This is a genomic window from Gemmobacter sp. LW-1 (assembly GCF_001303875.1).
GTDB classification, from domain to species: Bacteria; Pseudomonadota; Alphaproteobacteria; order Rhodobacterales; family Rhodobacteraceae; genus Gemmobacter; species Gemmobacter caeni.
In genome coordinates, this window is record NZ_LJSC01000027.1 from 17981 (window position 1) to 39985 (window position 22005).

25 protein-coding genes, 1 tRNA gene and 1 pseudogene are annotated in these 22005 nt (G+C 63.9%); 24 read left to right on the forward strand and 3 right to left on the reverse strand.

What is annotated here, in order from left to right; all coding sequences use genetic code 11:
• Window positions 1–40 precede the first annotated feature (40 nt).
• The 5 genes from AO684_RS04265 to AO684_RS04285 all read left to right on the forward strand — a co-directional run bounded on the left by AO684_RS04265 (window position 41) and on the right by AO684_RS04285 (window position 3168).
• Window positions 41–391 (forward strand): helix-turn-helix domain-containing protein, encoded by a 351-nt coding sequence (locus AO684_RS04265; RefSeq protein ID WP_054301505.1) that lies wholly within the window; start codon window positions 41–43, stop codon window positions 389–391.
• On the forward strand, window positions 388–597 hold the full coding sequence (locus tag AO684_RS04270) for a hypothetical protein (protein WP_054301506.1): 210 nt from the start codon (window positions 388–390) through the stop codon (window positions 595–597). The genes AO684_RS04265 and AO684_RS04270 overlap by 4 nt, the downstream gene beginning before the upstream one ends.
• Window positions 598–795: 198 nt before the next feature.
• Window positions 796–2097, forward strand: coding sequence for a histidinol dehydrogenase (hisD, locus tag AO684_RS04275; RefSeq protein ID WP_054301507.1), 1302 nt, complete (start codon window positions 796–798; stop codon window positions 2095–2097).
• Window positions 2098–2188: 91 nt separating this feature from the next.
• The gene (locus AO684_RS04280) at window positions 2189–2668 is read left to right on the forward strand and encodes a UPF0262 family protein (RefSeq protein WP_054301508.1); all 480 of its coding nucleotides are present in this window, start codon (window positions 2189–2191) and stop codon (window positions 2666–2668) included.
• Between the two features lie 65 nt (window positions 2669–2733).
• Entirely contained in the window at window positions 2734–3168 is a 435-nt protein-coding gene (locus AO684_RS04285; protein WP_229825420.1) for a low molecular weight phosphatase family protein, read from the forward strand.
• On the opposite strand, the gene AO684_RS04290 is transcribed toward AO684_RS04285, so the two are convergent.
• Window positions 3140–4024: a LysR family transcriptional regulator gene (locus AO684_RS04290; RefSeq protein ID WP_054301510.1), complete on the reverse strand. Its 885-nt coding sequence runs from the start codon at window positions 4022–4024 to the stop codon at window positions 3140–3142. The genes AO684_RS04285 and AO684_RS04290 overlap by 29 nt on opposite strands.
• A 209-nt stretch (window positions 4025–4233) precedes the next feature.
• Window positions 4234–4482 (reverse strand): hypothetical protein, encoded by a 249-nt coding sequence (locus AO684_RS04295; protein WP_054301511.1) that lies wholly within the window; start codon window positions 4480–4482, stop codon window positions 4234–4236.
• A gap of 263 nt (window positions 4483–4745) precedes the next feature.
• Between AO684_RS04295 and AO684_RS04300 the strand changes: the two genes are divergently transcribed.
• From AO684_RS04300 to AO684_RS04350, 11 genes and pseudogenes are all read left to right on the forward strand, one after another.
• The gene (locus tag AO684_RS04300) at window positions 4746–5144 is read left to right on the forward strand and encodes a ketosteroid isomerase-related protein (protein WP_054301512.1); all 399 of its coding nucleotides are present in this window, start codon (window positions 4746–4748) and stop codon (window positions 5142–5144) included.
• Complete coding sequence (locus AO684_RS04305) at window positions 5141–5725, forward strand: GNAT family N-acetyltransferase (RefSeq protein ID WP_054301513.1); 585 nt, start codon at window positions 5141–5143, stop codon at window positions 5723–5725. Before AO684_RS04300 ends, AO684_RS04305 begins: the two co-directional genes overlap by 4 nt.
• 28 nt (window positions 5726–5753) lie before the next feature.
• Entirely contained in the window at window positions 5754–6635 is an 882-nt protein-coding gene (locus AO684_RS04310; RefSeq protein WP_054301514.1) for a carbon-nitrogen hydrolase family protein, read from the forward strand.
• 102 nt (window positions 6636–6737) lie between these two features.
• Window positions 6738–6956: a translation initiation factor IF-1 gene (gene infA, locus AO684_RS04315; protein WP_054301515.1), complete on the forward strand. Its 219-nt coding sequence runs from the start codon at window positions 6738–6740 to the stop codon at window positions 6954–6956.
• Complete coding sequence (locus AO684_RS04320) at window positions 6953–7531, forward strand: nucleoside triphosphate pyrophosphatase (protein ID WP_054301516.1); 579 nt, start codon at window positions 6953–6955, stop codon at window positions 7529–7531. The genes infA and AO684_RS04320 overlap by 4 nt, the downstream gene beginning before the upstream one ends.
• The gene (locus AO684_RS04325; protein WP_054301517.1) at window positions 7528–8580 is read left to right on the forward strand and encodes a ribonuclease E/G; all 1053 of its coding nucleotides are present in this window, start codon (window positions 7528–7530) and stop codon (window positions 8578–8580) included. Before AO684_RS04320 ends, AO684_RS04325 begins: the two co-directional genes overlap by 4 nt.
• Window positions 8577–8747 carry a DNA gyrase inhibitor YacG gene (gene yacG / locus AO684_RS04330; RefSeq protein WP_054301518.1) on the forward strand — a complete coding sequence of 57 codons (171 nt, stop codon included), beginning with the start codon at window positions 8577–8579 and terminating at the stop codon, window positions 8745–8747. The genes AO684_RS04325 and yacG overlap by 4 nt, the downstream gene beginning before the upstream one ends.
• Window positions 8748–8826: 79 nt before the next feature.
• Window positions 8827–8902, forward strand: a tRNA-Phe gene (locus tag AO684_RS04335).
• A 720-nt stretch (window positions 8903–9622) separates the two neighbouring features.
• Complete coding sequence (locus AO684_RS04340; protein ID WP_054301519.1) at window positions 9623–10555, forward strand: IS5 family transposase; 933 nt, start codon at window positions 9623–9625, stop codon at window positions 10553–10555.
• 167 nt (window positions 10556–10722) lie between these two features.
• Window positions 10723–12161 (forward strand): annotated as a pseudogene (locus AO684_RS04345) (IS1182 family transposase).
• 253 nt (window positions 12162–12414) lie between these two features.
• A complete protein-coding gene (locus tag AO684_RS04350; RefSeq protein WP_054301520.1) occupies window positions 12415–12837 on the forward strand; it encodes a hypothetical protein in 423 nt (140 codons plus the stop codon).
• Window positions 12838–13476: 639 nt separating this feature from the next.
• Here the strand turns inward: AO684_RS04350 and AO684_RS04355 are convergent.
• A complete protein-coding gene (locus AO684_RS04355; RefSeq protein WP_054301521.1) occupies window positions 13477–14190 on the reverse strand; it encodes a GntR family transcriptional regulator in 714 nt (237 codons plus the stop codon).
• 124 nt (window positions 14191–14314) lie between these two features.
• Between AO684_RS04355 and AO684_RS04360 the strand changes: the two genes are divergently transcribed.
• From AO684_RS04360 to AO684_RS04395, 8 genes are read left to right on the forward strand one after another with little or no spacing between them, the layout of a single operon-like run.
• Window positions 14315–14908 (forward strand): TRAP transporter small permease, encoded by a 594-nt coding sequence (locus tag AO684_RS04360; protein ID WP_054301522.1) that lies wholly within the window; start codon window positions 14315–14317, stop codon window positions 14906–14908.
• Window positions 14905–16176, forward strand: coding sequence for a TRAP transporter large permease (locus AO684_RS04365; RefSeq protein WP_054301523.1), 1272 nt, complete (start codon window positions 14905–14907; stop codon window positions 16174–16176). The genes AO684_RS04360 and AO684_RS04365 overlap by 4 nt, the downstream gene beginning before the upstream one ends.
• Entirely contained in the window at window positions 16176–17111 is a 936-nt protein-coding gene (locus tag AO684_RS04370; RefSeq protein WP_054301524.1) for a 3-hydroxyacyl-CoA dehydrogenase family protein, read from the forward strand. Before AO684_RS04365 ends, AO684_RS04370 begins: the two co-directional genes overlap by 1 nt.
• Window positions 17101–18069: a TRAP transporter substrate-binding protein gene (locus tag AO684_RS04375; RefSeq protein WP_054301525.1), complete on the forward strand. Its 969-nt coding sequence runs from the start codon at window positions 17101–17103 to the stop codon at window positions 18067–18069. The genes AO684_RS04370 and AO684_RS04375 overlap by 11 nt, the downstream gene beginning before the upstream one ends.
• 58 nt (window positions 18070–18127) lie before the next feature.
• Window positions 18128–18988, forward strand: a complete 861-nt coding sequence (locus AO684_RS04380; RefSeq protein ID WP_054301526.1) for a VOC family protein — start codon at window positions 18128–18130, stop codon at window positions 18986–18988.
• Window positions 18985–19842, forward strand: a complete 858-nt coding sequence (locus AO684_RS04385) for a VOC family protein (RefSeq protein ID WP_054301527.1) — start codon at window positions 18985–18987, stop codon at window positions 19840–19842. The genes AO684_RS04380 and AO684_RS04385 overlap by 4 nt, the downstream gene beginning before the upstream one ends.
• Complete coding sequence (locus AO684_RS04390) at window positions 19842–20555, forward strand: class II aldolase/adducin family protein (RefSeq protein WP_152968345.1); 714 nt, start codon at window positions 19842–19844, stop codon at window positions 20553–20555. The genes AO684_RS04385 and AO684_RS04390 overlap by 1 nt, the downstream gene beginning before the upstream one ends.
• A complete protein-coding gene (locus tag AO684_RS04395) occupies window positions 20548–22002 on the forward strand; it encodes a 2-hydroxymuconic semialdehyde dehydrogenase (protein ID WP_054301529.1) in 1455 nt (484 codons plus the stop codon). Before AO684_RS04390 ends, AO684_RS04395 begins: the two co-directional genes overlap by 8 nt.
• Window positions 22003–22005: the final 3 nt, after the last annotated feature.

Sequence of the window (22005 nt, forward strand, 5' to 3'; positions counted from 1 at the left end):
CCGGCCAGAGGGATGCTATCCCCCACCGGAAGAGTGACAGATGAACCCGCTTGGTCCCCCTTCGCCGCGCCCCACCGCGCAGGTCGCACCCTATGTCAATATTCTGGGAATAGACCTCGCCGTCGAGTTCCTGTTGACTTTCGGTGGCGCCAAACTGGCCCTTTCGGTTGATCCCAAGGGCCGCTCCCAGCTTGAAGCGCTGGTCGGCCCCGAAAAGGCGCGGATGCTTGGGGCAAATGCCCATCGGTCGCAGAGGCGTGTGCCTCTCGCGAAGCGATGGCTGGCCGCCTATCTGTCTTGGAAGGGGCAGTCCGCCGCCAATATCGCGCGACAGTTGCGCGTTACCGACCAGTCGGTCAGGAAATGGCTCAAGGAGGGGCGACTCGTATGAGCGCGCGTGCCTCAAGGATCGACCGGAATGCAGCCTTGCGCGCCTTTGTGCTGGACCACATCGAACGCCATTCGCTCAGCGCAATCAGCGCCCTCATCACCCTCAACTTCCCGCCCGACCTCTGGGTCAGCCGGTCCAGCCTGAGCGACTGGTGGCAGAAAAACCGCCACCTTCACCAGAAACCCGCGACAGACAGCGACACCTGACGACAGCTAACGACGGCAAAAGAAACCTGATCCCGGCAAATTTCGGCTGGTCTCACCTGGTATCAGATATTTTGAAACCGTGTATCAGGTGTAAGGAAATACAACAGCGGGGGCAGAGCCGCCATTTTCCTGCCCCCGGCTTGAGGCGCCGCGCCGCGCAGGCTAAGGCTCTGCTCATATCCCAAGCGGAGCCGCCCCATGCCCCAGTTCCTTGATACCGCCGATGCCGGTTTCGAAACCGCCTTCACCGCCCTTCTGGGCATGAAGCGCGAGGATAGCCCCGATGTCGATGCGACGGTCGCGGGGATCATCGCCGATGTGCGGGCGCGGGGCGATGCGGCGGTGATCGACCTCACCGCGAAATTCGACCGGCTGGAGCTGACGCCCGAAACGCTGGTCTTTTCCCCCGAAGAAATGGCCGCCGAGATCGCCAGGGTTTCGGCCGAGGATCGCGCGGCGCTGGAACTGGCGGCCGAACGCATCCGCGCCTATCACAGCCGCCAGATGCCCGAGGATGCCGAATGGCAGGATGCCAGCGGCGCCACGCTGGGCTGGCGCTGGACGCCGGTTTCGGCGGCGGGGCTTTATGTGCCGGGCGGGCTTGCCTCCTATCCGTCCTCGGTTCTGATGAATGCGATCCCGGCCAAGGTGGCGGGGGTGGAGCGGCTGGTCATCGCCTGCCCGACGCCGGGCGGCGCGGTCAATCCGCTGGTGCTGCTGGCGGCGCAACTGGCCGGGGTGGATACGGTTTACCGCATCGGCGGCGCGCAGGCGATTGCCGCGCTGGCCTATGGCACGGCGACGATTCAGCCGGTCGACAAGATCACCGGCCCTGGCAATGCCTTCGTGGCCGCTGCAAAGCGCCGGGTCTTTGGCAAGGTCGGCATCGACATGATCGCCGGGCCGTCCGAGATTCTGGTGATTGCGGATGCGGGTGGCGATCCCGACTGGATCGCGCTCGATCTGCTCAGCCAGGCGGAGCATGATCAATCCGCACAGGCCATTCTGGTGACACCGGATGCGGGGCTTGCCCGCGCTGTGACCGAAGCGGTTGAGCGGCAGCTTCAGGTGCTGGAGCGGCGCGAGATCGCGGGTGCAAGCTGGCGCGACTTCGGCGCGGTCATCGTGACCCGCGATCTGGACGAGGCGGCGGCGCTGTCCAATCGCGTGGCGCCGGAGCATCTTGAGCTTTGCGTGGCGGACGCGGAGGCGCTGAGCCGGAAAATCACTCACGCCGGAGCCATCTTTCTTGGCCACTGGACGCCCGAGGCCATCGGCGATTACGTCGGAGGCCCGAATCACGTTCTGCCCACTGCCCGGTCGGCGCGGTTTTCGTCGGGCCTGTCAGTGCTGGATTTCGTCAAACGCACGACCATTGCCCGCATGACACCCGAGGCGCTGGCGGCCATCGGTCCGGCGGCGGAGCGGCTGGCGCAATCCGAAAGCCTTCAGGCTCATGGCCTGTCGGTGCGGGCACGTCTGGACCGGCTGAACGGCTGATCCGGGCGGTACCGGGCCGGGCCCGGGCAGTTCAACCTTGAACCGAAGGGCCGTCTCGGGCATCACGGTCCAAGCCTTCTCAGGACCGACCATGACGAACCGCATCTGCCATATCGAGATCGACGAAAGCGGCCTGAAAGCCGCCACCCCCGCCATCGAGCAGGAACGCCGTGTCGCGGTGTTCGATCTTCTGGAGGAAAACAGCTTCGGCTTGCCGGTGCGGGACGGGCGCGATGTGCCGCCCGGTCCCTACCGGCTGGCGCTGGCGATCCGCGATGGCCGTCTGGTGTTCGACATCGCGACCGAGAACGAAGCGAAGATCGGTGAGTTTCACCTGAGCCTCGGGCCGTTCCGGCAGGTGGTGAAGGATTACTTCCAGATCTGCGAAAGCTATTTCGACGCGGTGAAGCGCCTGCCGCCGAGCCAGATCGAGGCGATCGACATGGCGCGCCGCGGCATCCACAACGAGGGCGCCCGCGTGTTGCAGGAACGCCTGGAAGGCAAGGCCGATGTCGATACCGCGACGGCCCGCCGCCTGTTCACCCTGATCTGCGTCCTGCACTGGGGGTAATCTTGAGCGGCAGCTTTCCCTCTTCGGTTCTGTTCTGCTGCGATCATAATGCCGTGCGCTCGCCCATGGCCGAGGGGCTGATGAAAAAGCTCTATGGGCAGCGCGCCTATGTGCAATCCGCCGGGGTGCGCAATGATATGGAGATCGACGGCTTTTCCGTTGCGGTCTGCAAGGAGATGGGGATTGAACTCAGTCGCCACCGTTCGCGCTCCTTCGAGGAAATGCAGGAATGGGGGGATGACCTGTCGCAGTTCGACCTGATCGTCGCACTTTCCCCGGCCAGTCAGCGTATGGCGCTGACGCTGACGCGGTTCTTTCATCTGGATGTCGAGTTTTGGCCCATCGTGGACCCGACCGCCATCGGCGATACACGCGAGGCAAAGCTGGCCGCCTATCGTCAGGCGCGTGACATGATCCGCGACCGCATGGTGGCGCGGTTCGGTCCGCCAAGCGAGCCGGGCGCGCAGGATTTCACCCCTCCAGCTTCAGCCCGGCGGTGAAATCCAGAAACGCTTTCAGCGCTGCCGTCATGTTCTTGCGCGAGGGATAGACCAGATTGACCGGCAGGTCGGGCAGGGCGAAGCGGGCCAGCACCGGCACCAGCGTGCCGCTGCGCAGTTCCTCCTCGATCATGAACTCGGGCAGCAGGGCCACGCCGCGCCCTTCCAGCACCGCCGCGCGCATCATTTCGGCGCTGTTGGTGGAAAAGGCGGGCTGGATCTTCTGATAAAGTGTCTCGGAGCCATCGCGGAAGGGCCAGGTTCCGGCGCCGCGCAGGTTGGAATAATGCAGGCAGCGATGGGCCAGAAGATCCTCCGGCCGTTCGGGTGTGCCGTGTTCGGTCAGATAGTCGGGTGAGGCCACGACAAGGATGCGCGCCGAATGCAGGCGGCGGGCATAGAGGCTGGAATCGCCCAGTTCACCGATGCGGATGACGGCATCGAAGCCCTCGCTGATCACATCGCTGTGGCGGTCGTCCAGCACCGCCTCCAGTTGGATGTCGGGATGCGCCTCGATAAAGCGCATGATATGCGGGCCAAGCACCTTGAGTGTGTAAGACACCGGCGATCCGATGCGCAGAGGGCCGCTGGGATGGGCGGACAGCCGTTTGACGCTTTCATTGGCAGCCTGAAGCTGGCCCATGACATCGCGGATTTTCTGGTAATATTCGCGCCCGACGGGGGTGGGTCGCACCGACCGGGTGGAGCGGGTCAGCAACCGTGTGCCAAGGCTGTCTTCCAGATCGGAAATATACTTGCTGCACAGGCTTTTCGATATTCCCATGCGGCGGGCGGCGGCGGCGAAACTGCCCTCATCCACGATATGAAGGTAAGTTTGCAGTACAGCGGTATCCATCGGGGGTCCGATCCAGTGTGTGCCGCAGCAGCGGCCTTCAATGGACGGAGAGATGGGGATTGGCCGGGGAAATTGAAACAGGAATGTGACGCGGCTGGCGGCGTGCTTCTGTGCGCGTATGCACAAAATGCCAGATTGACGGTGGCGGCTGTTGGAATAGGCAAGGGCGCCCGTGTTACCACAGGCGCCCTGTTTCCCGCCGCATCGGATCAGTCGTTCCGGCTGGGGCGATCAACCTGGCCGCTCGACGGGATCAGCGTCACGCTGACCGGAGTGTCGGCGGAAACGCGGTAGCCGATCAGATCGCGGGTCGAGTAAAGTTCGCCGGCGGTGGTTTCGACCTTGGTCACGTTCTTGGTCGAAACGGACAGCGAAGCACCACGTTCGTTGCTGTCGGCGGCATAGGCGGCACCACCCAGAACAAGGGCGGCAGTCAGGGCAGTTGCGAGGGTTTTCATAACGATCTCCGTTGGTTGAGTGTTTGTCTGAGCGGCGTCGCCTCTCATGCAGTGGAGATAGGCGGATTGAGCGGCGGCGATTAGGCCACATTTTTCGCGCTCATTATTCGACGTGAGTGAACGTTCACTTTCATCTCACGCTGCTGTGAACATGCCTGGCGCGGTGTCGCAAAAGCGCTGTGGGAGGTCCGGCTGGGCATTGGCGCGGCCGAAGTTTCGGTGCAGGCTGCGCCGAAAATCACAGGACCAACCGGAGAGCCAAGATGAGCCGCACCACGATCAAAGCCTATTACGCCGCCTTCAATGCAGCGAACCCCGAAGGCATGATGGCCTGCCTGACCGATGACATCGAACACCGCGTGAATGAGGGCGGTATCCGCCGCGGTATGGAAAAATTCGCCGAGTTCTGCTCGCATATGGGTGTCAGCTACCGGGAAGAGCTGAAGGACATGGAAATCTTCGTGAACGAGGCAGGCACCCGTGGCGCGGCCGAGTTCACGGTGCATGGCGAATATCTGCAAACCGATCCGGGCCTGCCCGAGGCCAAAGGCCAGAAATACATCCTGCCCGCAGGTGCCTTCTTCGACCTGCGGGATGGCAAGATTTCGCGGGTGACCACCTTCTACAACCTGAACGACTGGATCGCACAGGTTTCGGCATGACCGAGGTTCGCGTTCTGACCGGCGCCGCACTGGATGCGGCGCTGGACGATGTGGCGCGGTTGCGGATCACCGTGTTCCGCGACTGGCCGTATCTGTATGATGGCTCGCTGGAGTATGAGCGCGATTACCTGCAAACCTATCGCGACAGCCCTGGTGCCATTCTGGTGGGGGCCTTCGATGGTGCGCGGCTGGTCGGCGCCTCGACCGGCACGCCGATGGAGGATCACGCCGGGGATTTCGGCGCGGCGCTGGCCGGGGCGGGCGTGCCGCTGGAGCAGATTTTCTATTGCGCGGAATCGGTGCTGTTGCCCGCCTGGCGCGGGCAGGGGCTGGGACATGCTTTCTTCGATGCACGCGAGGCCCATGCCCGCCAGCTTGGCCGCAGCCATGTGGCCTTCTGTTCGGTAAAGCGGCCGGACGACCATCCGATGCGGCCGGTTGCCTTCCGTACCAATGACGCCTTCTGGACGAAGCGCGGCTATGCGCCGTTGCCGGGTGCGCTTGCCGCGTTTTCGTGGAAGGATGTCGGTGATACCGAAGAAAGCCGCAAGCCGCTGCAATTCTGGATGCGGGCGCTCTGACGCCTTCCTCCGACAGGAAAGAGAGACCATGAAGATCGCCGCTGCCGCTTATCCGCTGGATTTCTTTGCCAGCTTTGATGCCTATGCCGCCAAGGTCACGGAATGGGTGGCGCGGGCCGCCGCTGAAGGAGCGCAGCTTCTGGTCTTTCCTGAATATGGGGCGATGGAACTGGGCAGCCTTGGCGGCCGCGACGTCGCTGCGGATCTGGAGGCCTGCCTGCACGAGGTCGCCCGCTGGAAGCCGCAGGTCGATGCGCTGCACGCCGATCTGGCGGCGCAGCACAGGCTGCATATCCTCGGCGCTTCCGGCCCGGTGTTCCTGCCTGGCCGGCCGCGCCCGGTGAACCGTGCCACTTTCTATGGGCCTTCGGGCATCCTCGGCCATCAGGACAAACAGATCATGACGCGCTTCGAGCGTGAAACATGGTTCGTCGATCCGGGGCAGGGGCTGGCTCTGTTTGATACGCCGCTGGGCCGCATCGGTGTGGTCATCTGTTATGACAGCGAATTTCCCCTGCTGTCGCGTGCTCTGGTTGAGGCAGGGGCCGAAATCCTGCTGGCGCCCTCCTGCACCGACACGTTCCGGGGCTTCACCCGCGTCAAGGTCGGTGCCATGGCGCGGGCGCTGGAGAACCAGTGTATTGTCGTCCATTCCCCCACCGTGGGCCTGTGTGATTTCTGCCCGGCGGTGGATGAGAACGTCGGCGCCGCCGCCATCTATGGCCCGCCGGATATCGGATTTCCCGATGACGGGATCTTCGCGCAGACCCCGCTCAACCAGCCCGGCTGGGCCTTCGCCGATGTCTCACTGGAGGCGGTGGCCGATGTCCGCCGTAATGGCGGCGTGCTGAACAACCTGCACTGGCATGAGCAGGGCGCACGGGTTGAACGGGGCGTCATTCGCACCTAGTTTCAGGACAACTCCAATTCCCCCTTGAAAATCAGGGGAAAGAGGCGCATCTAGCGCCCATGCCTGCGCATGGATCGCGGGCGATACCTATTTGGAGTGACCATGGCCAAGGAAGAACTGCTCGAATTCCCCGGCGTCGTGAAGGAACTCCTGCCCAATGCGACGTTCAAGGTCGAGCTGGAAAACGGCCATGAACTGATCGCGACGATGGCAGGCAAGATGCGCAAGAACCGCATCCGTGTTCTGGCAGGCGACAAGGTGCAGGTGGAAATGACCCCTTACGACCTGTCGAAGGGCCGCATCAACTATCGCTTCAAGTGAAGCTGATCCTCGGTTCTGCCAGCCCGCGCCGGAAAGATCTTCTGGCGCAGCTTGGTGTCGTGCCTGACGCGATTCTGCCCCCTGACATCGACGAAGACCCGAAACCCCGCGAACTACCGCGCCCCTATTGCGCGCGTCTGGCCCGCGAAAAGGCGGCTGCGGTGGCGGCAGACCCCGATGACATCGTGCTTTGCGCTGATACGACCGTGGCTTTGGGGCGCCGTATCCTCGGCAAGCCTGCGGATGCGGGTGAGGCGGCGGCTTTCCTGACCCTTCTGGGCGGGCGTCGTCATCAGGTGATCACCGCTGTCGCGGTGCGGCGCGGGGCGCGGCTCTGGTCGCGCGAGGTCGTGACCGATGTGAAGATGAAGCGCCTCTCGGATGTCGAACTGAACAGCTATCTCGCCTCGGGTGAATGGCAGGGCAAGGCGGGGGGGTATGCCATTCAGGGCCTCGCCGGTGCCTTCATCCCGTGGATTTCCGGCTCGTTCACTGGCGTGGTCGGCCTGCCAGTCGCGGAAACCGCCGCGCTGCTGGCCGCTGCGGGCTACCCCCTTTATGGAGAGACGGCATGAAAGGCCGCACGATCGCGCTGGACCGGATTGGCGACCGCGAGGCGGCGGCGCTGATCGTCGATGGTCAGCTTGAGGATTTCCTTATCGACCCGGCAGATGATACACCGCTGCCCGGTGCCATCTATCGTGGCATCGTCGACCGGCCGGTGAAAGGGCAGGGCGGGGTGTTCCTGCGCCTGCCGGATGGCCGTTCGGGGTTCCTGCGGCAGGTGTCGGGTCTCGCGCCTGGCCAGCCGCTGCTGGTGCAGGTGTCGGGCACGGCGGAGCCGGGCAAGGCGGTGCCCGTAGCGGCGCGCCTGCTCTTTAAAAGCCGCTACGCGATCATTACCCCCGGCGCACCGGGGCTGAACATCAGCCGTCGCATCCGCGACGAGGATCTGCGTGCCGACCTCGACGCGCTGGCGCAGGCGGGGATGGAGGGCGCCCCCCGTGACCTCGGGCTGATCCTGCGCTCCGCCTGCGAAGGCGCTGACGAGGCCGAGATCGCCGAGGACATTCTCGCGATGCGCGAGCTTGCCGTTGCGGTGCTGTCTGATGTTGACGGCCAGCCCGAGCTTCTGGTCGAGGGCGCGACCGCGCATGAAACCGCGTGGCGCGACTGGTGCGATCCGGTTCCGGATGATTTTGACGACAACGCAGGCAGTTTCGGGTCGCATGGCGTGGCGGAGATGCTGGACCGCGCGCTGACCCCCCGCGTTGCGCTGCCTGCTGGCGCGCATATGTATATCGAGCCGACCCGTGCGCTGGTGGCGGTGGATGTGAACACCGGCCCCGATACCTCGCCCGCAGCTGCGCTGAAGGCCAATGTGGCCGCCGCGCGTGATTTGCCGCGCCAGTTGCGTCTGCGCGGCTTTGGCGGGCAGGTGGTGGTCGATTTCGCGCCGATGCCGAAGAAGGACCGTGCCGTTCTGGAACAGGTGTTGCGCGCGGCATTCAAGGGTGAGGCGGCCGAGACCAGTCTCTCCGGATGGACCACGCTGGGTCTGTTCGAACTGGTGCGCAAACGCGACCGCGCGCCGCTGGCCACCCTGCTGGAGGATCGGGCATGAGCTGCCCGATCTGCGGCAAGGCTGCGGAAGAAAAGTACCGCCCCTTCTGCAGCAAGCGCTGTGCCGATATCGATCTCGGTCGCTGGCTGAAAGGCGGCTATGTGATCCCCGCTACCGCGCAGGAAGAGGACGAGGCTGTCCCATCCGAAGAACCGCCGAAGCACTGAACTTTTTTCGCAAAACCCTCTGGACAGCCCCTGCGCCCTCGCTTAATACCGCCCCACCAAGCAGCCACAGGCTGACAGTGCCCAGATAGCTCAGTTGGTAGAGCAGCGGATTGAAAATCCGCGTGTCGCTGGTTCGATTCCGGCTCTGGGCACCACTTAAATCTCCCTTAAAAATAAGAGAAAATAGCTTCGACATTGCTCGTTGATTTTCGTGCTGTTGGTTCGCTGGGCTACATTACGCATCTGGTCGCGCGTGATGGCTACTTGGGTTGTCTGAACCGTTCTGAAGGGAATCTCATCCTAAAGCGAAATTGCCAACGCCGGTTTCTGATCCATTGGCGTATAGGATGCGTGTGGCTCCGCGTGGAGCGCCTTACCGTAACCCGACAAAAAATAAGGGTGTTTTCGGGGGACTGGGCGCCGCCATCCGTCGCTAGGTGTCGTTACCCGTCGCCATCCGTCTTTCCTCAATAAAATAAGGCGCTTGCCGAGGTTGATAGGTTCTGGTGGCGTGTCTGGGCGGCTTCGGGTCGTCCATGTCGGTCGCGACGAAAATATTGCGCCAAACAGGTGGTCAGAGCGTGATCCGCCCCCTCGCTGGCGCCCGGACCCGAGCTGCCAATCGCCCGAAAACATCAATAAAAATTGGCCTTAGCGGCTGTTTCAGGGCGATTCAGCCAATCCGGGGAAAGTGCGAAACACGGAACTCGTGCGCGGATTTTTCAACTCGGTTCATAGTTACGTCTTTTCATGGCTTACGGGGATTTCACCCGGTCTTTCGCCCCCGAAACCCCTGTTTTTGGACCGGAAACGACTCTGTTGGACAAATCGCGCGAGGGATTCATCTCGTGAATCCGGCGTGGTAGCTGGACTGCATGAGCAGGCCAACGCCCCCGACCTACAAGACCAGGAACTGGCCAGCTTATAACGAAGCGCTGAAGCGCCGCGGCTCGCTGACGATCTGGTTTGATCCCGCCATGACTTGGGAAGCGGCGCCGACCGGCAAGCGTGGTCGACAGCGCGACTGCGGCGATGCCGCGATCCAGACCTGCCTGACGATGAAGGTCCTCTTTGGCATGGCGCCCAGGCAAACGACCGGGTTCGTCGAGTGCCTGTTGCGGCTGATCGGCCTGGACTGGACGGTGCCCGACTTCGGCACGCTGTCGCGACGCCAGAAGATGCTGAAGGTCAACATCCCCTATCCTGGTTCGAATGGCCCGCTGCACCTGCTGGTCGACAGCACCGGCATCAAGGTCGAGGGTGAAGGGGAGTGGAACGCCCGCAAGCATGGCGGTGGCAAGCGATGCGTCTGGCGGAAGATCCACATCGGGATCGACGAGCAAACGCTGGAAATCCGGGCTGCGGAGTTCACCACCAGCGACGTGGGCGATGCGCCCATGCTGCCCGAACTGCTCGACCAGATCCCGTCGGAGCAAGAGATCGCCTCCGTCAGCGCCGATGGTGCCTTCGATACCCGCAAGTGCCACGACGCCATCGCCACCCGTCGCGCGGCCGCGATCATCCCGCCCCGCGAGAACGCCAAACCCTGGAAACCCGACACTGCGGGAGCCATGGCCCGGAACGAAATCCTGCGGACATCGAAGCGGGTTGGCCGGACGACCTGGCGTCGATGGAGCGGTTACCACCGCCGAAGCCGCGCTGAAACTAAGATGCACTGCATCAAGCTTCTCGGGCAGCGCCTGTCCGCGCGGGACTTCGACCGTCAGGTGGCAGAGTTCCAGGTCCGTGTCGCCGTCCTGAACGGCTTCACCGCACTCGGCACACCCGTTACAGAGGTCGCAGGATAGGTCTGTCCGGGGAAAGGGGAGGCCCGGCCATCACCCGATTTGTGCAACACAGCCAAGACAGCCCAGAGTTGATTTTCATGGTCGATGCATCGAATGGCAGCTTAGAGCCGAGGCTGTGTGCGAACTCCGGCCTGTGTTAAGCTTCTGCATAGCTGCGGGGGATCGGCATGTCGGGTTTCATCGAAGGCGTTGCGCGTGGACAGACGGTCCTTTTCCCTGATCGGCTCGATGACTGGATTCATGAGGATCATCTGGTCCGGTGGTTGATTTCTTCGTAGATGAGCTTGATCTGGCGGGCCTTGGTTTCGTGCGCTCGGCAGCGGCACGCACGGGCCGCCCCGGCTACCATCCTGCTGTTATGCTCAAGCTGTTCATTTACGGCTATTTGAACCGCATCCCGTCGAGCTGCGGGTTGGAACGGGAGGCGGGGCGGAATGTCGAGCTGATGTGGCTGACCGGCCGCCTCGCTCCCGATCACAAGACCATCGCCGACTTCCGCCGCGACAATGGGCCCGGCATCCGCCGCACCTGCGCCCAGTTTGTGGAACTGTGCCGCCGCATCGGTGTGCTTAAGGGCGCGTGCATTGCCATCGACGGTAGCAAGTTCCGGGCGGTGAACTCCCGTGACCGAATCTTCACCAAGGGCAAGATCGCGAACCGCATCGCCGATCTGGAGGCGGACGCCGGGCGCTACATCGCCGAGATGGTCCGCGTTGATCGACAAGAAGAAGGCGAGGTCCGAGCCGAGAAAGTCGCGCACCTGGCCAAGCGTTACGGGCGGGTCCGGCAGCACATCCAGCATCTGCAAGCGATGGATCGGGCGCTGGCCGATGCGCCGGACGGACAGATATCCCTGACCGATCCCGATACCCGTGCCATGGCGACCAGTGCCCGCAACAGCGGCATGGTCGGTTACAACGTCCAGACTGCCGTCGATGCCGAGACGCATCTGATCGTCGCACACGATGTCACCAACCAAGGCCATGATCGCGACCTTTTGGTGCCGATGGCCGCCGCTGCGAAAGAGGCGCTTCACCGCGACGAGATACACGTGCTGGCTGACAAGGGCTACTTCAGCGGGCGGCAGATCCTGACCTGCTACGAGGCAGGAATCACCACCACGATTCCGCGCCCCGAGACGTCGGGCAACCGGGCCAAGGGCCTGTATGTGAAGGCCGACTTCGCCTACGAGGCTGATGCAGACGTTTACCGCTGCCCTGCCGGCGAAGCGCTGACCTACCGCTACACCACTGAGGAAGACGGGCTGGAACTGCGCCGCTACTGGACCGGCGAATGCGGTGGCTGCCCGATTAAAGCGCGCTGCACGACTGGCAAGGAACGCAGGATCACGCGATGGGCACGCGAGCACCTGATCGAAGCGGCGCGGGCCAGACTGATCGGACCGACAGAGCCGATGACGGTCCGCCGTGGCACGGTTGAACATCCCTTCGGCACCATCAAGGCCTGGATGGGCGCAACCCGCTTCCTGACCCGACGGCTGAGAAATGTGAGAACCGAAATGGCGCTGAACGTCCTCGCCTACAACATCAAGCGGATGGTGGCGCTGATTGGTATCCGAGGGCTAATGACAGCGGTGAAGGGCTGAAAGAGAGCACAAAACCATGCTCTGCCGAAATCCGTCGCGTGGCGCGCTATCCTTGCCCTCGCAGCAGCTAACTGGTCTTCGGCGAAGAGTTTCCACACAGCCTAAGCCCATTGCGGCCATGAGCCTCTTGGGTAAACATTAGTGATACCCAGCTTTCGGGAAGACGCGAATGAGACAGCCCATACTCTCGGTTCTTTTCGCCAGTATCTTGATGGCGGCGACTTAGGGCATGGCCACGGCTTGCAGAACTCACATGCCGCCACTTCCTAGAGACTTGGAGGGCGTCGAGCTTGTCGTGGTGGGTCGAATCTCCGATTATCAAATACTGGACGTCTCCAGAAGGCTGGCCCGTTTTGACATCCAAGTGGATGAGGTGCTGAAGGGGGAGGCTGTTCAACCCGTTCTGTCAGTTGCAGTTATAGATGACCGCATAGGTGTGCGGGTGGATCACATCGACCTTCGTTACTTGCGTTTTCTACAAGATAAGGACGGCTATCAGATCCCCTACTTGGTTGCGATCACCGCCCTTGATCTTGACAGTGCTTCGCGCGGCGCAGAGTTTTCTCAAGCCTCGGAACAGTTCCGTGTAACATCTTACAACTGTGGAACCACGTTCTGGTTTAGGGATAGCGACGAATTGAGGACAAAGCTTGAGCTAACAGAGGAGAGCAAATAGCTGCGCAACGTCCGCTTTGTCCGGAATAGCTGACCTTGGCTAACACTGCAGCGAGGGCCGACTCTCGGCCCTTCCGGGCGACCACAGGAGTTCTGTCTGATACCCAAGCCGTTGCAGCGCCCCGATTGCCTTGACAAGATCTACGCTTTGAGTAGGTCAGCTTCCGCCCCGAAGGCGATTGCGCGTGCGAGCATGGGGTTGCCCTGACGCGCAGCGCTGCCCGCCTCGCCCATCTCGCTGGCCGCTTCCAGCAGCAGATCCCGCGCGGCGTGGTGGGCGTCGTAGGAGCCCCATCGGATTGTGTTCACTGGCGCGGGCTTGCCCTTTCGATCCAGTTCTGGATCAGCACTGGCAACGCCCAGATCAGCTCACCAAGGTTCGCCCGGACCCGGCACGGCAGGTCCGCGTGCCGGAAGCCGGTGCGCTTGCCTGGTTCGGGTTGCCCCTGAAGCCCGGCGATACGTTGTGGGCAGGCGGCTTTCTGCGCTGGAAGGCTGCCAGCAGAGCATCAATGCAAGGCGGATGATCGACGGGCTTTTCTTGAAACAGTGGAACGGGGAACGCCTGGACTTCCGACGAGGTCAGCGGACGTCCAGCACGTCGGCAAGCGCATTTCCTCTGACAGCACCCCGTCGCCCGTTACGGCGTGGTGGGCGCCGTCCCTCCGGCTTCAAGTGCTGCGACGACGCGGTCGGTCGTGCGCTGGATGTGGGCGAGGGTGACCTCGATCGCGCGGGGCACGTCGCGGTCCATCGCGCTTTCGAACAGGGCGCGGTGTTCTTCATGCACGTCTCGCGACAGTGCAGGGCGGCTGCGTGACAACTGGCGATAGCGTTCGTGATGCTTGTACATCATGCTGCGCATCCGCAGAAGCCAGACTGAACTTGCCGCGCCGACCAGCGCCTCGTGGAATTCGGTGTTCAGCCCCTCCCACTCGGTCAGGTCGCGCGGCTCGGCGCTGCGTTCCAGCCGTTCCAGCCGATACCAGGCCGAGATCAGACGCTCTTCCCAGGCGCGGTCGCCGCGCGGCAGCGACTGCGCGATGGCTTCGGCCTCCAGCTGCTTGCGGAGCTCGCCGATTTCGCGCGCGTCCTGCGCCGAAAGCGGCGCCACAATGCAGCCCCGCTGGCCCAGAAGCGTGACGAGATGGTCACCCGAGAGCCGCGCCAATGCCTCGCGCAGCGGGCCCGCGCCCAGGCCATAGCGGTCGCGCAGCATTTCGATCTTCAGCTTCAGTCCCGGTGCAAGCCGCCCCGCCACGATATCTTCGCGCAAAAGGCGATAGGCCTTTTCCGCAAGGGTCTTGTCGCTGGACTCAAAGGCATCTTGGGGAAGGACAATCGTCTGCTGCATGCGGGCTGCCGGGGTTGAAGTGTGGGCTTGCGGTGAACCCGATCATAGAGCGCATCGCAATAAAATCAAATTTTAGTTTGACATGGTTATAATATCAATATTTTCTGCTGACGGGGAGGAAAATATGGAAAACACCGTTCAATCATCGGCAGGGCTTGCCGGGCAGGTCAGGCCGCCTTCGGCCCTGGCCCGATTCAGCACCGGGCTGGCGCAGGCCGAAATCCTGTTGGCGGGGGTGCTGATGTTCCTCCTGTTCGTGCTGCTTCTGGCCAATGTGACCGGCCGTTTCCTCGGGGTGCCGCTGATCTGGGTTGATGAGCTTGCGGTCTACCTGATGGTGATCGTGGCCTTCCTGGCCGCCGCCGCCGCGCTGGACGCGCGACAGCATATCGCGGTCACGCTTTTGTCCGACATGATGTCGCCCCGCGCCGCTGGCCTGCTCCGGCTTCTGGCCGACCTGATCCTGCTGGCCTTCCTTCTGGCACTGGCGTGGATGGTCTGGATCTGGTTCGATCCGCTGACCGCTGCCGCTGCCGAAACGCTGGATGCCTTCGCGGCGCAAAGCTTCAACTTCATCTATCAGGAACCGACCGTGACGCTTGGCGTCCGCAAGGTCTGGTTCTGGCTGATCCTTCCGGTCTTTGCCGTCACCGCGACCATCCACTGCCTCGCCCAGATCGAGGCTGATCTGCGGCTGCTGAAAGGGGCGGGGCGATGATCGTCGGCGGCAGCTTCATCGGACTTGTCATCCTGTCGGTCCCCATCGCTTTCGTCCTGGCGATCTGTGCGCTGATCTACATTTTCGTCAGCGGCAACACCGTCCTTCTGCAATCCTTCCCGCAGCAATTGTTCGGCGGGCTTGAAAATTACGGCCTGTTGTCGCTGCCGCTTTTCATCCTGCTGGGCGAGTTCATGAATGTGGGCGGTATCGGTCGGCGGCTGATGGCGCTGGCCGTGGCGATCCTTGGCTCTGTCAAGGGGGGGCTGGCCTATGTGAATCTCGGCGCGAACATGATGATGGCGGCGATTCTGGGCTCGACCGTGGCGCAGATCACCATCATGTCCCGCCTGGCGGTGCCCGAGATGGAAAAGCAGGGCTATCCGCGCGATGTCTCTGTGGCGATCACCGCGGCGGGCGGGCTGCTGGCGCCAATTGTTCCGCCCTCGATGCTGTTCATCATCTATGGCGTCATCGCGCAGCTGCCCATCGGCGATCTGTTCATTGCGGGCATCGTGCCGGGCATTCTGATATTTCTCGCCTTCCTGGCGGTGATCGGCTGGCTTGGTCATAAACACGATTTTCCCCGCAGCGAGTCGCTGCCGCTGCCCGCCCGCCTGCGCGCCATCGCCGAGGCACTGCCTGCGGCACTGATCCCGGCGACGATCATCGGCACGATCCTGGGCGGCATCGCCCATCCGACCGAAAGCGCCGCCCTGGGCAGCATCGCCACGATCATCGTCGGCGCCTTCATCTATCGCGAGCTGAAATGGCGCGACATTCTGGTGGCCTTCGGCAATGCCGCGCGGTCCTCGGCAATCGTGCTGTTCCTGATCGCCACCGCTACGGTGTTTTCCTGGGTCATCACCTTCGAGAACATCCCGGCACAGGTCGCTGCGGCGATGCAGGCGATGACGGCCTCGCCCCTGGTGTTCATGCTGATGCTGAACGTCCTGCTGCTGATGATCGGTATGGTCACCGACCCGATCCCCGCGATCATCCTGATCGTGCCGGTGATGCTGCCGGTGGCGAGCGGGGTCTATGGCATCGACCCGGTATTCTTCGGCGTCGTCGTCTGCGTCAACCTGACCCTGGGACTGTTGACGCCGCCGGTCGGCACGGGCCTGTTCACCGCCGCGCTGATGGGCGGCGTCAGGGCCGAACGGCTGGCGGTGCTGCTGCTGCCCTTCTTCGTGGCGGTGCTGGCGGTGATTCTGCTGATGGTGTGTTTCCCGCAGACCGTCACCTTCCTGCCCGGTGTGCTGTGATGGCGACGGTCTGGGTTCTGGGCGGCGGGCTGATCGGGGCGGGATGGGCCGCGGCCTTCGGGCTGGCGGGTCATGCCGTGCAGGTGATCGATCCCGACATGGCGGCGGCACAGGCGCGGCTGGACGAGGTCTGGGCCCGTGCCACGGCGGCGATGGGCGACAAAGGGGCGGCGCTGCCGCGCGTCACGGTGGCTCCGCAAGGTCCGGCCCCGGCTTTGGTGCAGGAATGCCTGCCCGAGCGGCTGGCGCTGAAACGCGCCGCCCTGACGGAAATCCTGCCGCTTCTGGATCCGCAGACGCTGATCGCCTCGTCCTCCTCGGGCCTGTCGCCCGAGACCCTGCAACAAGGGCTGGAGGGCGCAGAGCGCCTGTTCATCGCCCATCCCTGCAATCCGCCCTGGCTGATGCCGGTGGTGGAACTGTCGGGCGGGGCGGCGACCGCACCCGAGGTGCTGACGCGGGCCCGCGCTTTCTATGAAGGGCTGGGCAAGCGTGTCTTGACCCTGGCCAGGCCGATGCCGGGCCATCTGGTCAATCGCCTGCAGGCGGCGCTGTGGCGCGAGGCGGTGCATCTGGTGCGCGAAGGCGTGGCCTCACTTGCCGATGTGGAAGATGCGGTGACGCTGGGTCTGGCGCCGCGCTGGTGCCTGATGGGGCCTTCGGCGGTGTTCCATGTCTCGGGCGGGCCGCGCGGCTTTGAAGGTTTTTTCGACGCGCTGGGCCCGGAATTCGAACGCTGGTGGGACACGCTGGGCGCGCCCCGCTTCGATGCCGAAACCCGCGCCGCGCTGGTCCAGGGTATGGCGGAGGCCGATCCGCGCAGCGTGGCTGAGATCGGTGCCGCGCGCGACCGGCGCCTGCCGCAAGTCTTGACGTTTCTGGAGGAGCTGGCCCGCGCTGACGGGCCCAAGGGAGGAAGACAAGATGAAGTTTAAGACGATCGGATGGGCGGCGGGGCTGGCGCTTCTGCTGTCCGGTGGCATGGCCGCGGCGGAACAATACCGGCTGGGCCTGATCACCCCGCCTTCGCATCAATGGAGTGTCCATGCCCAGAAGGCGGCGGATGCGATCAAGGAAAAGACGGAAGGCCGGGTTGAGATCAGCCTTTTCCCCTCGGGCCAGCTTGGCTCCGAGGCGCAGATGCTGCAGCAGCTGCAGACCGGCGCGCTGGATTTCGCCTTTCTGACAGTCGGCGAATTCGCCAACCGCGATCCGAATTACGGCATCTTTCTTGCCCCCTATCTGGTCAGCGACATCGAGGGTGCCAAGACGGTTCTCGGCGGGGCCACGGCGGGCAAGCTTCTGGCCGACATGAACAAGTTCGGGCTGGTCGGTCTGGGCTGGAGCTCGGCCGGGATGCGCACCGTCGTCATGCGCGGCACCATCGCCAATGTGGGGGATCTGGCAGGCAAGAAGATTCGCACCGTGCCGAACGCGCCGGAACTGGATTTCTGGACGCTTCTGGGTGCGACCCCTACGCCGATGCCGCTGCCCGCGCTCTATGATGCGCTGGCCAATGGCCAGGTCGATGGCGCGCAGCTGGACCATGAAGGCACCTGGAACACCAAATATTACGATCATGCCGGCACGATCATCGACTCGCGCCACATGATGTTCCCCATGGTCGCCGTGGCCTCGGGCCGCAAATGGCAGGCGATCTCCGAAGAAGATCGCGCCGCGATCCAGGAAATCATGACCGCGAACTTCACCGACATCATCGACGCCTATGGCGCACTCGATAACAAATACATGGAAGACCTCAAGACGACCCCGGTCCCGGTCGTGACGGTGGACCGCGCCTGGTTCGGCCCGGCGGTCGACAAATGGTATGAAGACTGGCGCGTGAAAGCCCCGCTTCTTGTCGAACTGGAAGCCGAATTGGCGTCAAACTGACCTTTAGGGGGCCGGGCGCCAGCCTGCCCGGCCTCCGCCAAGCCCTGCGGAGACGAAGATGACCTATCGTGACCTGCGCTATCTGCGCGTCGATGTCGAAGACCTTGAGGCGGCGAGCGCCTTCGCCGCCGATGTCTTTGCGCTGATGCCGATGGACCGCGACGACAACCGTGCCCTGTTCCGCTCGGACGCGCGCAACTATGCGCTGTGTTGCGCGCGGGGCGACGGTAATGCCGTGGCGCTGACTGTGGCGCGACCCGAGGATCTGGATGCCCTGGCCGATCGGCTGGCCGCAGCGGGCCATCCATCGGCCCGGCTCTCGGCCGAGGCCTGCGCGGTGCGGCAGGTCAAACAGGGGCTGTCGGTCGCCGCGCCGAATGGCGTGACGGTGGAGCTGGTGTGGCGGCCGCTGACCTCGGGCTGGCCCTATCATGGCGGGCGTGATGCCGGGATCAGCGATTTCGCCGCCGTCTCGCTGTGCTGCCGCGACATCGCGGCGAGCGAGGAGTTCTGGGTCAGGGGCCTGGGCCTTCGCGTCAGCGACTATGCCGGTGACGCGGTTTTCCTCGCGCTGGACGAGGCGCATCACCGCATCGCGCTTTATCCGTCGGAGCGGGACGGCATCCTGGGCGCAAGCTGGGAGGTCGCGACCCGCGATCACATCATGCGCAACTGGTATCATTTCCAGAAGCTGCAATTGCCCGTCGTGGCCGGGCCCGGCCGCCAGCCCACTTCGGGCGCCAGTTTCGTCACCACGCGCGGGCCGGGGGGGCTTCTGTTCTCCTATATCCACGGCATGGAGAAGGGCCCGCAGATCGCAACCCGCGGCCCGCGCCAATTCGCCGATGCCGCCCGGTCGCATTGCGCCTGGGGCTCGCCCAGCACGCAGCCGGAATTTCAGGGAAGGACCGAAGGATGATCGAACTTCGCGATGTCGTCTATTGCCGCCTGGGCACAACCGATCTGGCGGGCGCCGAATGGTATGCGGTCAATATCCTGGGGCTTGAAGTGGCCGAGCGGCGCAAGGGCGCGGTCTATTTCAAATCCGACGCCCGCGCCCATACGCTGTGCTATTTCGAGGGCGACCCGACCGATCAGATGACGGCCTTCGAGATCGGCACGGCGCAGGATCTGCACACAGCCGGCGCCACGCTGGAAGCGCTGGGCCATGATGTCTATTACGGCACCCGCGCGGAATGCGAAGCACGGATGGTGCGCGAATTCATCCGCTTCCGCGACCCGACCGGCAATGTGATCGAATTCGTGCTGCGGCCGGAAACCACCGGGCTTGACTATCACGGCAGCCGCAATGCCGGGATCACCGGCTTCTCGCATGTGGGCCTGTGCTCTTCCGACCTGGCGCGGGACGAACATTTCTGGACCTCGGTCTGCAATGCCCGGGTGTCGGACCGGATCGGCGATGCGCCTTTGATGCGGCTGGGCACGATCCACCATTCCATTGCGCTGTTCCCTTTTCACCGCGCGGGCATCCAGCACATCAACCACCAGGTCGGATCGACTGACGACATCCAGCGCTCGTTCCATTTCGTGCGCGAGAACCAGGTGAACATCACCTTCGGCCCCGGCGCGCATCCGACCTCTTCGGCGGAATTCCTGTATTTCACCGGGCCCGAGGGCATGACCTTCGAATATTCGACCGGCGTGCGCGAAATCCATGACGAACCGGCGTGGCGCGACCGCCAGTTCCATTTCGAGCCGAAGGGCTTCTGCCACTGGGGCTCTGCTCCACAGATTGCGGCGTTCAAGAAATGATGACGGCGCAGATTGAAACGCTGGCCCGCACGGTGCGGATCGCGGCGCGGGCCTTGGGGCGGGCAGGGCTGGCCCATGCCTATGGCCATTGCTCGGCCCGGATCGACGCCGATCACTTTCTGGTCGCGCCGTCGAAACCCCTGGCCCATGTCCGCCCGGGCGAGGCCTGCACCGTGGTGCCCGTGAATGGCCCTCTGCCCGAGGGCGTGCTGGGCGAGGTGCGGCTGCATCAGCGGATCTATGCGCTGCGGCCCGAGGCGGGCGGCGTGATCCGCTTCATGTCGCCTCAGGCGATGGCCCTGGCGGCGCTGGGCCGCGTGCCTGCAATGCGCCATGGCTTCGGCACTTATTTTGCCCCACGCGTCGGGTTGTGGGATGATCCGCAGCTGGTGCGCGATGATGCCAAGGCCAAGGGCGCGATCGCCGCCATGGGCGACAGCCGGGGCCTGCTGATGCGTGGCAATGGCGCGGTGGTGGCGGGCGACAGCCTGACCGAGGCGTTGGGCCTGGCCTTCTACCTGGAAGATGCCTGCCGGATCGAACTGGCGGCGCTGGCCTCGGGCCTCGCTGATGCGCCGGTGATCGGACCTGAGGCCGCAGCCGAACGGGCGACCAAGGCCGGACGGATTTTTGAACGGATGTGGGACTACCTGACCGAAGGCGACCCTGAAGGCGCCCGGCAAGCAGGTCCGCAAGGAGAGCGTGATGACTGAGTTTTTGAACTTCATCGACGGGCGTTTCGTCCCCGGCCGGGCCGAGGCCTTCGCCAACCATTTTCCCTCGACGGGCGAAGTGCTGGGCGAAGTGCGCGCCGCCGACCGCGATCAGGTCGACGAGGCAGTGGGCGCGGCGCAACGGGCGCTGAAAGGCCCCTGGGGCCGGATGGCGCTAGCCGAACGGGTGGCCCTGCTGCGCAAGGTGGCCGACGGGATCAATGCCCGCTTCGACGAATTCCTGGCCGCCGAGATCCTCGACACCGGCAAGCCGCGCTCGATCGCCAGCCATATCGACATCCCGCGCGGGGCCGCGAATTTCAACGTCTTCGCCGATCAGGTGATGACGCTGTCGAATGAAAGCTTCGAGATGGCCACGCCCGATGGCACGGGCGCGCTGAACTATGCCGTGCGCGGCCCACGCGGCGTGATCGCGGTGGTCTGCCCCTGGAACCTGCCGCTTCTGCTGATGACCTGGAAGGTCGCGCCCGCGCTGGCCTGCGGCAATACGGTGGTGGTGAAGCCGTCCGAGGAAACCCCGGCCACCGCGACGCTTCTGGGCGAGGTGATGAATGCCGCCGGCATCCCGCCCGGCGTCTATAACGTGGTGCATGGCCATGGCCCCGGCTCGGCCGGCGAATTCCTGACCCGCCATCCCGGCGTGAACGGCATCACCTTCACCGGCGAGACCTCGACCGGCGAGGCGATCATGGCGGCCTCGTCCAAGGGGGTGCGGCCGGTGTCGCTGGAACTGGGCGGCAAGAATGCCGGGATCATCTTTGATGATGCCGATTTCGACAAGACGATGGAAGGGATCGGGCGCGCCTGTTTCGCGAATACCGGGCAGGTCTGCCTGGGCACCGAACGCATCTATGTGCAGCGCGGCATTTTCGACCGCGTGGCCGAGGGTCTGGCCGCCAAGGCGCGAGCCTATCGCTTCGGCGACCCTTTCGATCCCGCGACGACCATGGGTCCGGTGATCTCGACCGAACATCGCGCCAAGGTCTTGTCCTATTACGACCGCGCGGCCAAGGGCGGGGCGCAGATCCTGGCCGGTGGCGGCGTGCCGTCGATCCAGGGCTATGAAGGTGGCTATTGGGTGGAACCCACGGTCTGGACCGGCCTGGCGGAAGACAGTCCGGTGATCCGCGAGGAAATCTTCGGGCCCTGCACCCATCTGCAACCCTTCGACACCGAGGACGAGGCGATCGCCCTGGCCAACAACTCACCCTACGGGCTTGCCACCACGATCTGGACCGAAAGCCTGGGCCGCGCCCATCGCGTCGCCCGTCAGGTCGAGGTGGGGATTTCCTGGGTGAACTGCTGGTTCCTGCGCGACCTGCGCACGCCGTTCGGGGGCGCCAAGGCCTCGGGCATCGGGCGCGAGGGCGGGGTCCATTCGATGGAGTTCTACACCGAACTCCGCAACATCTGCATCAAGCTTTAAGGA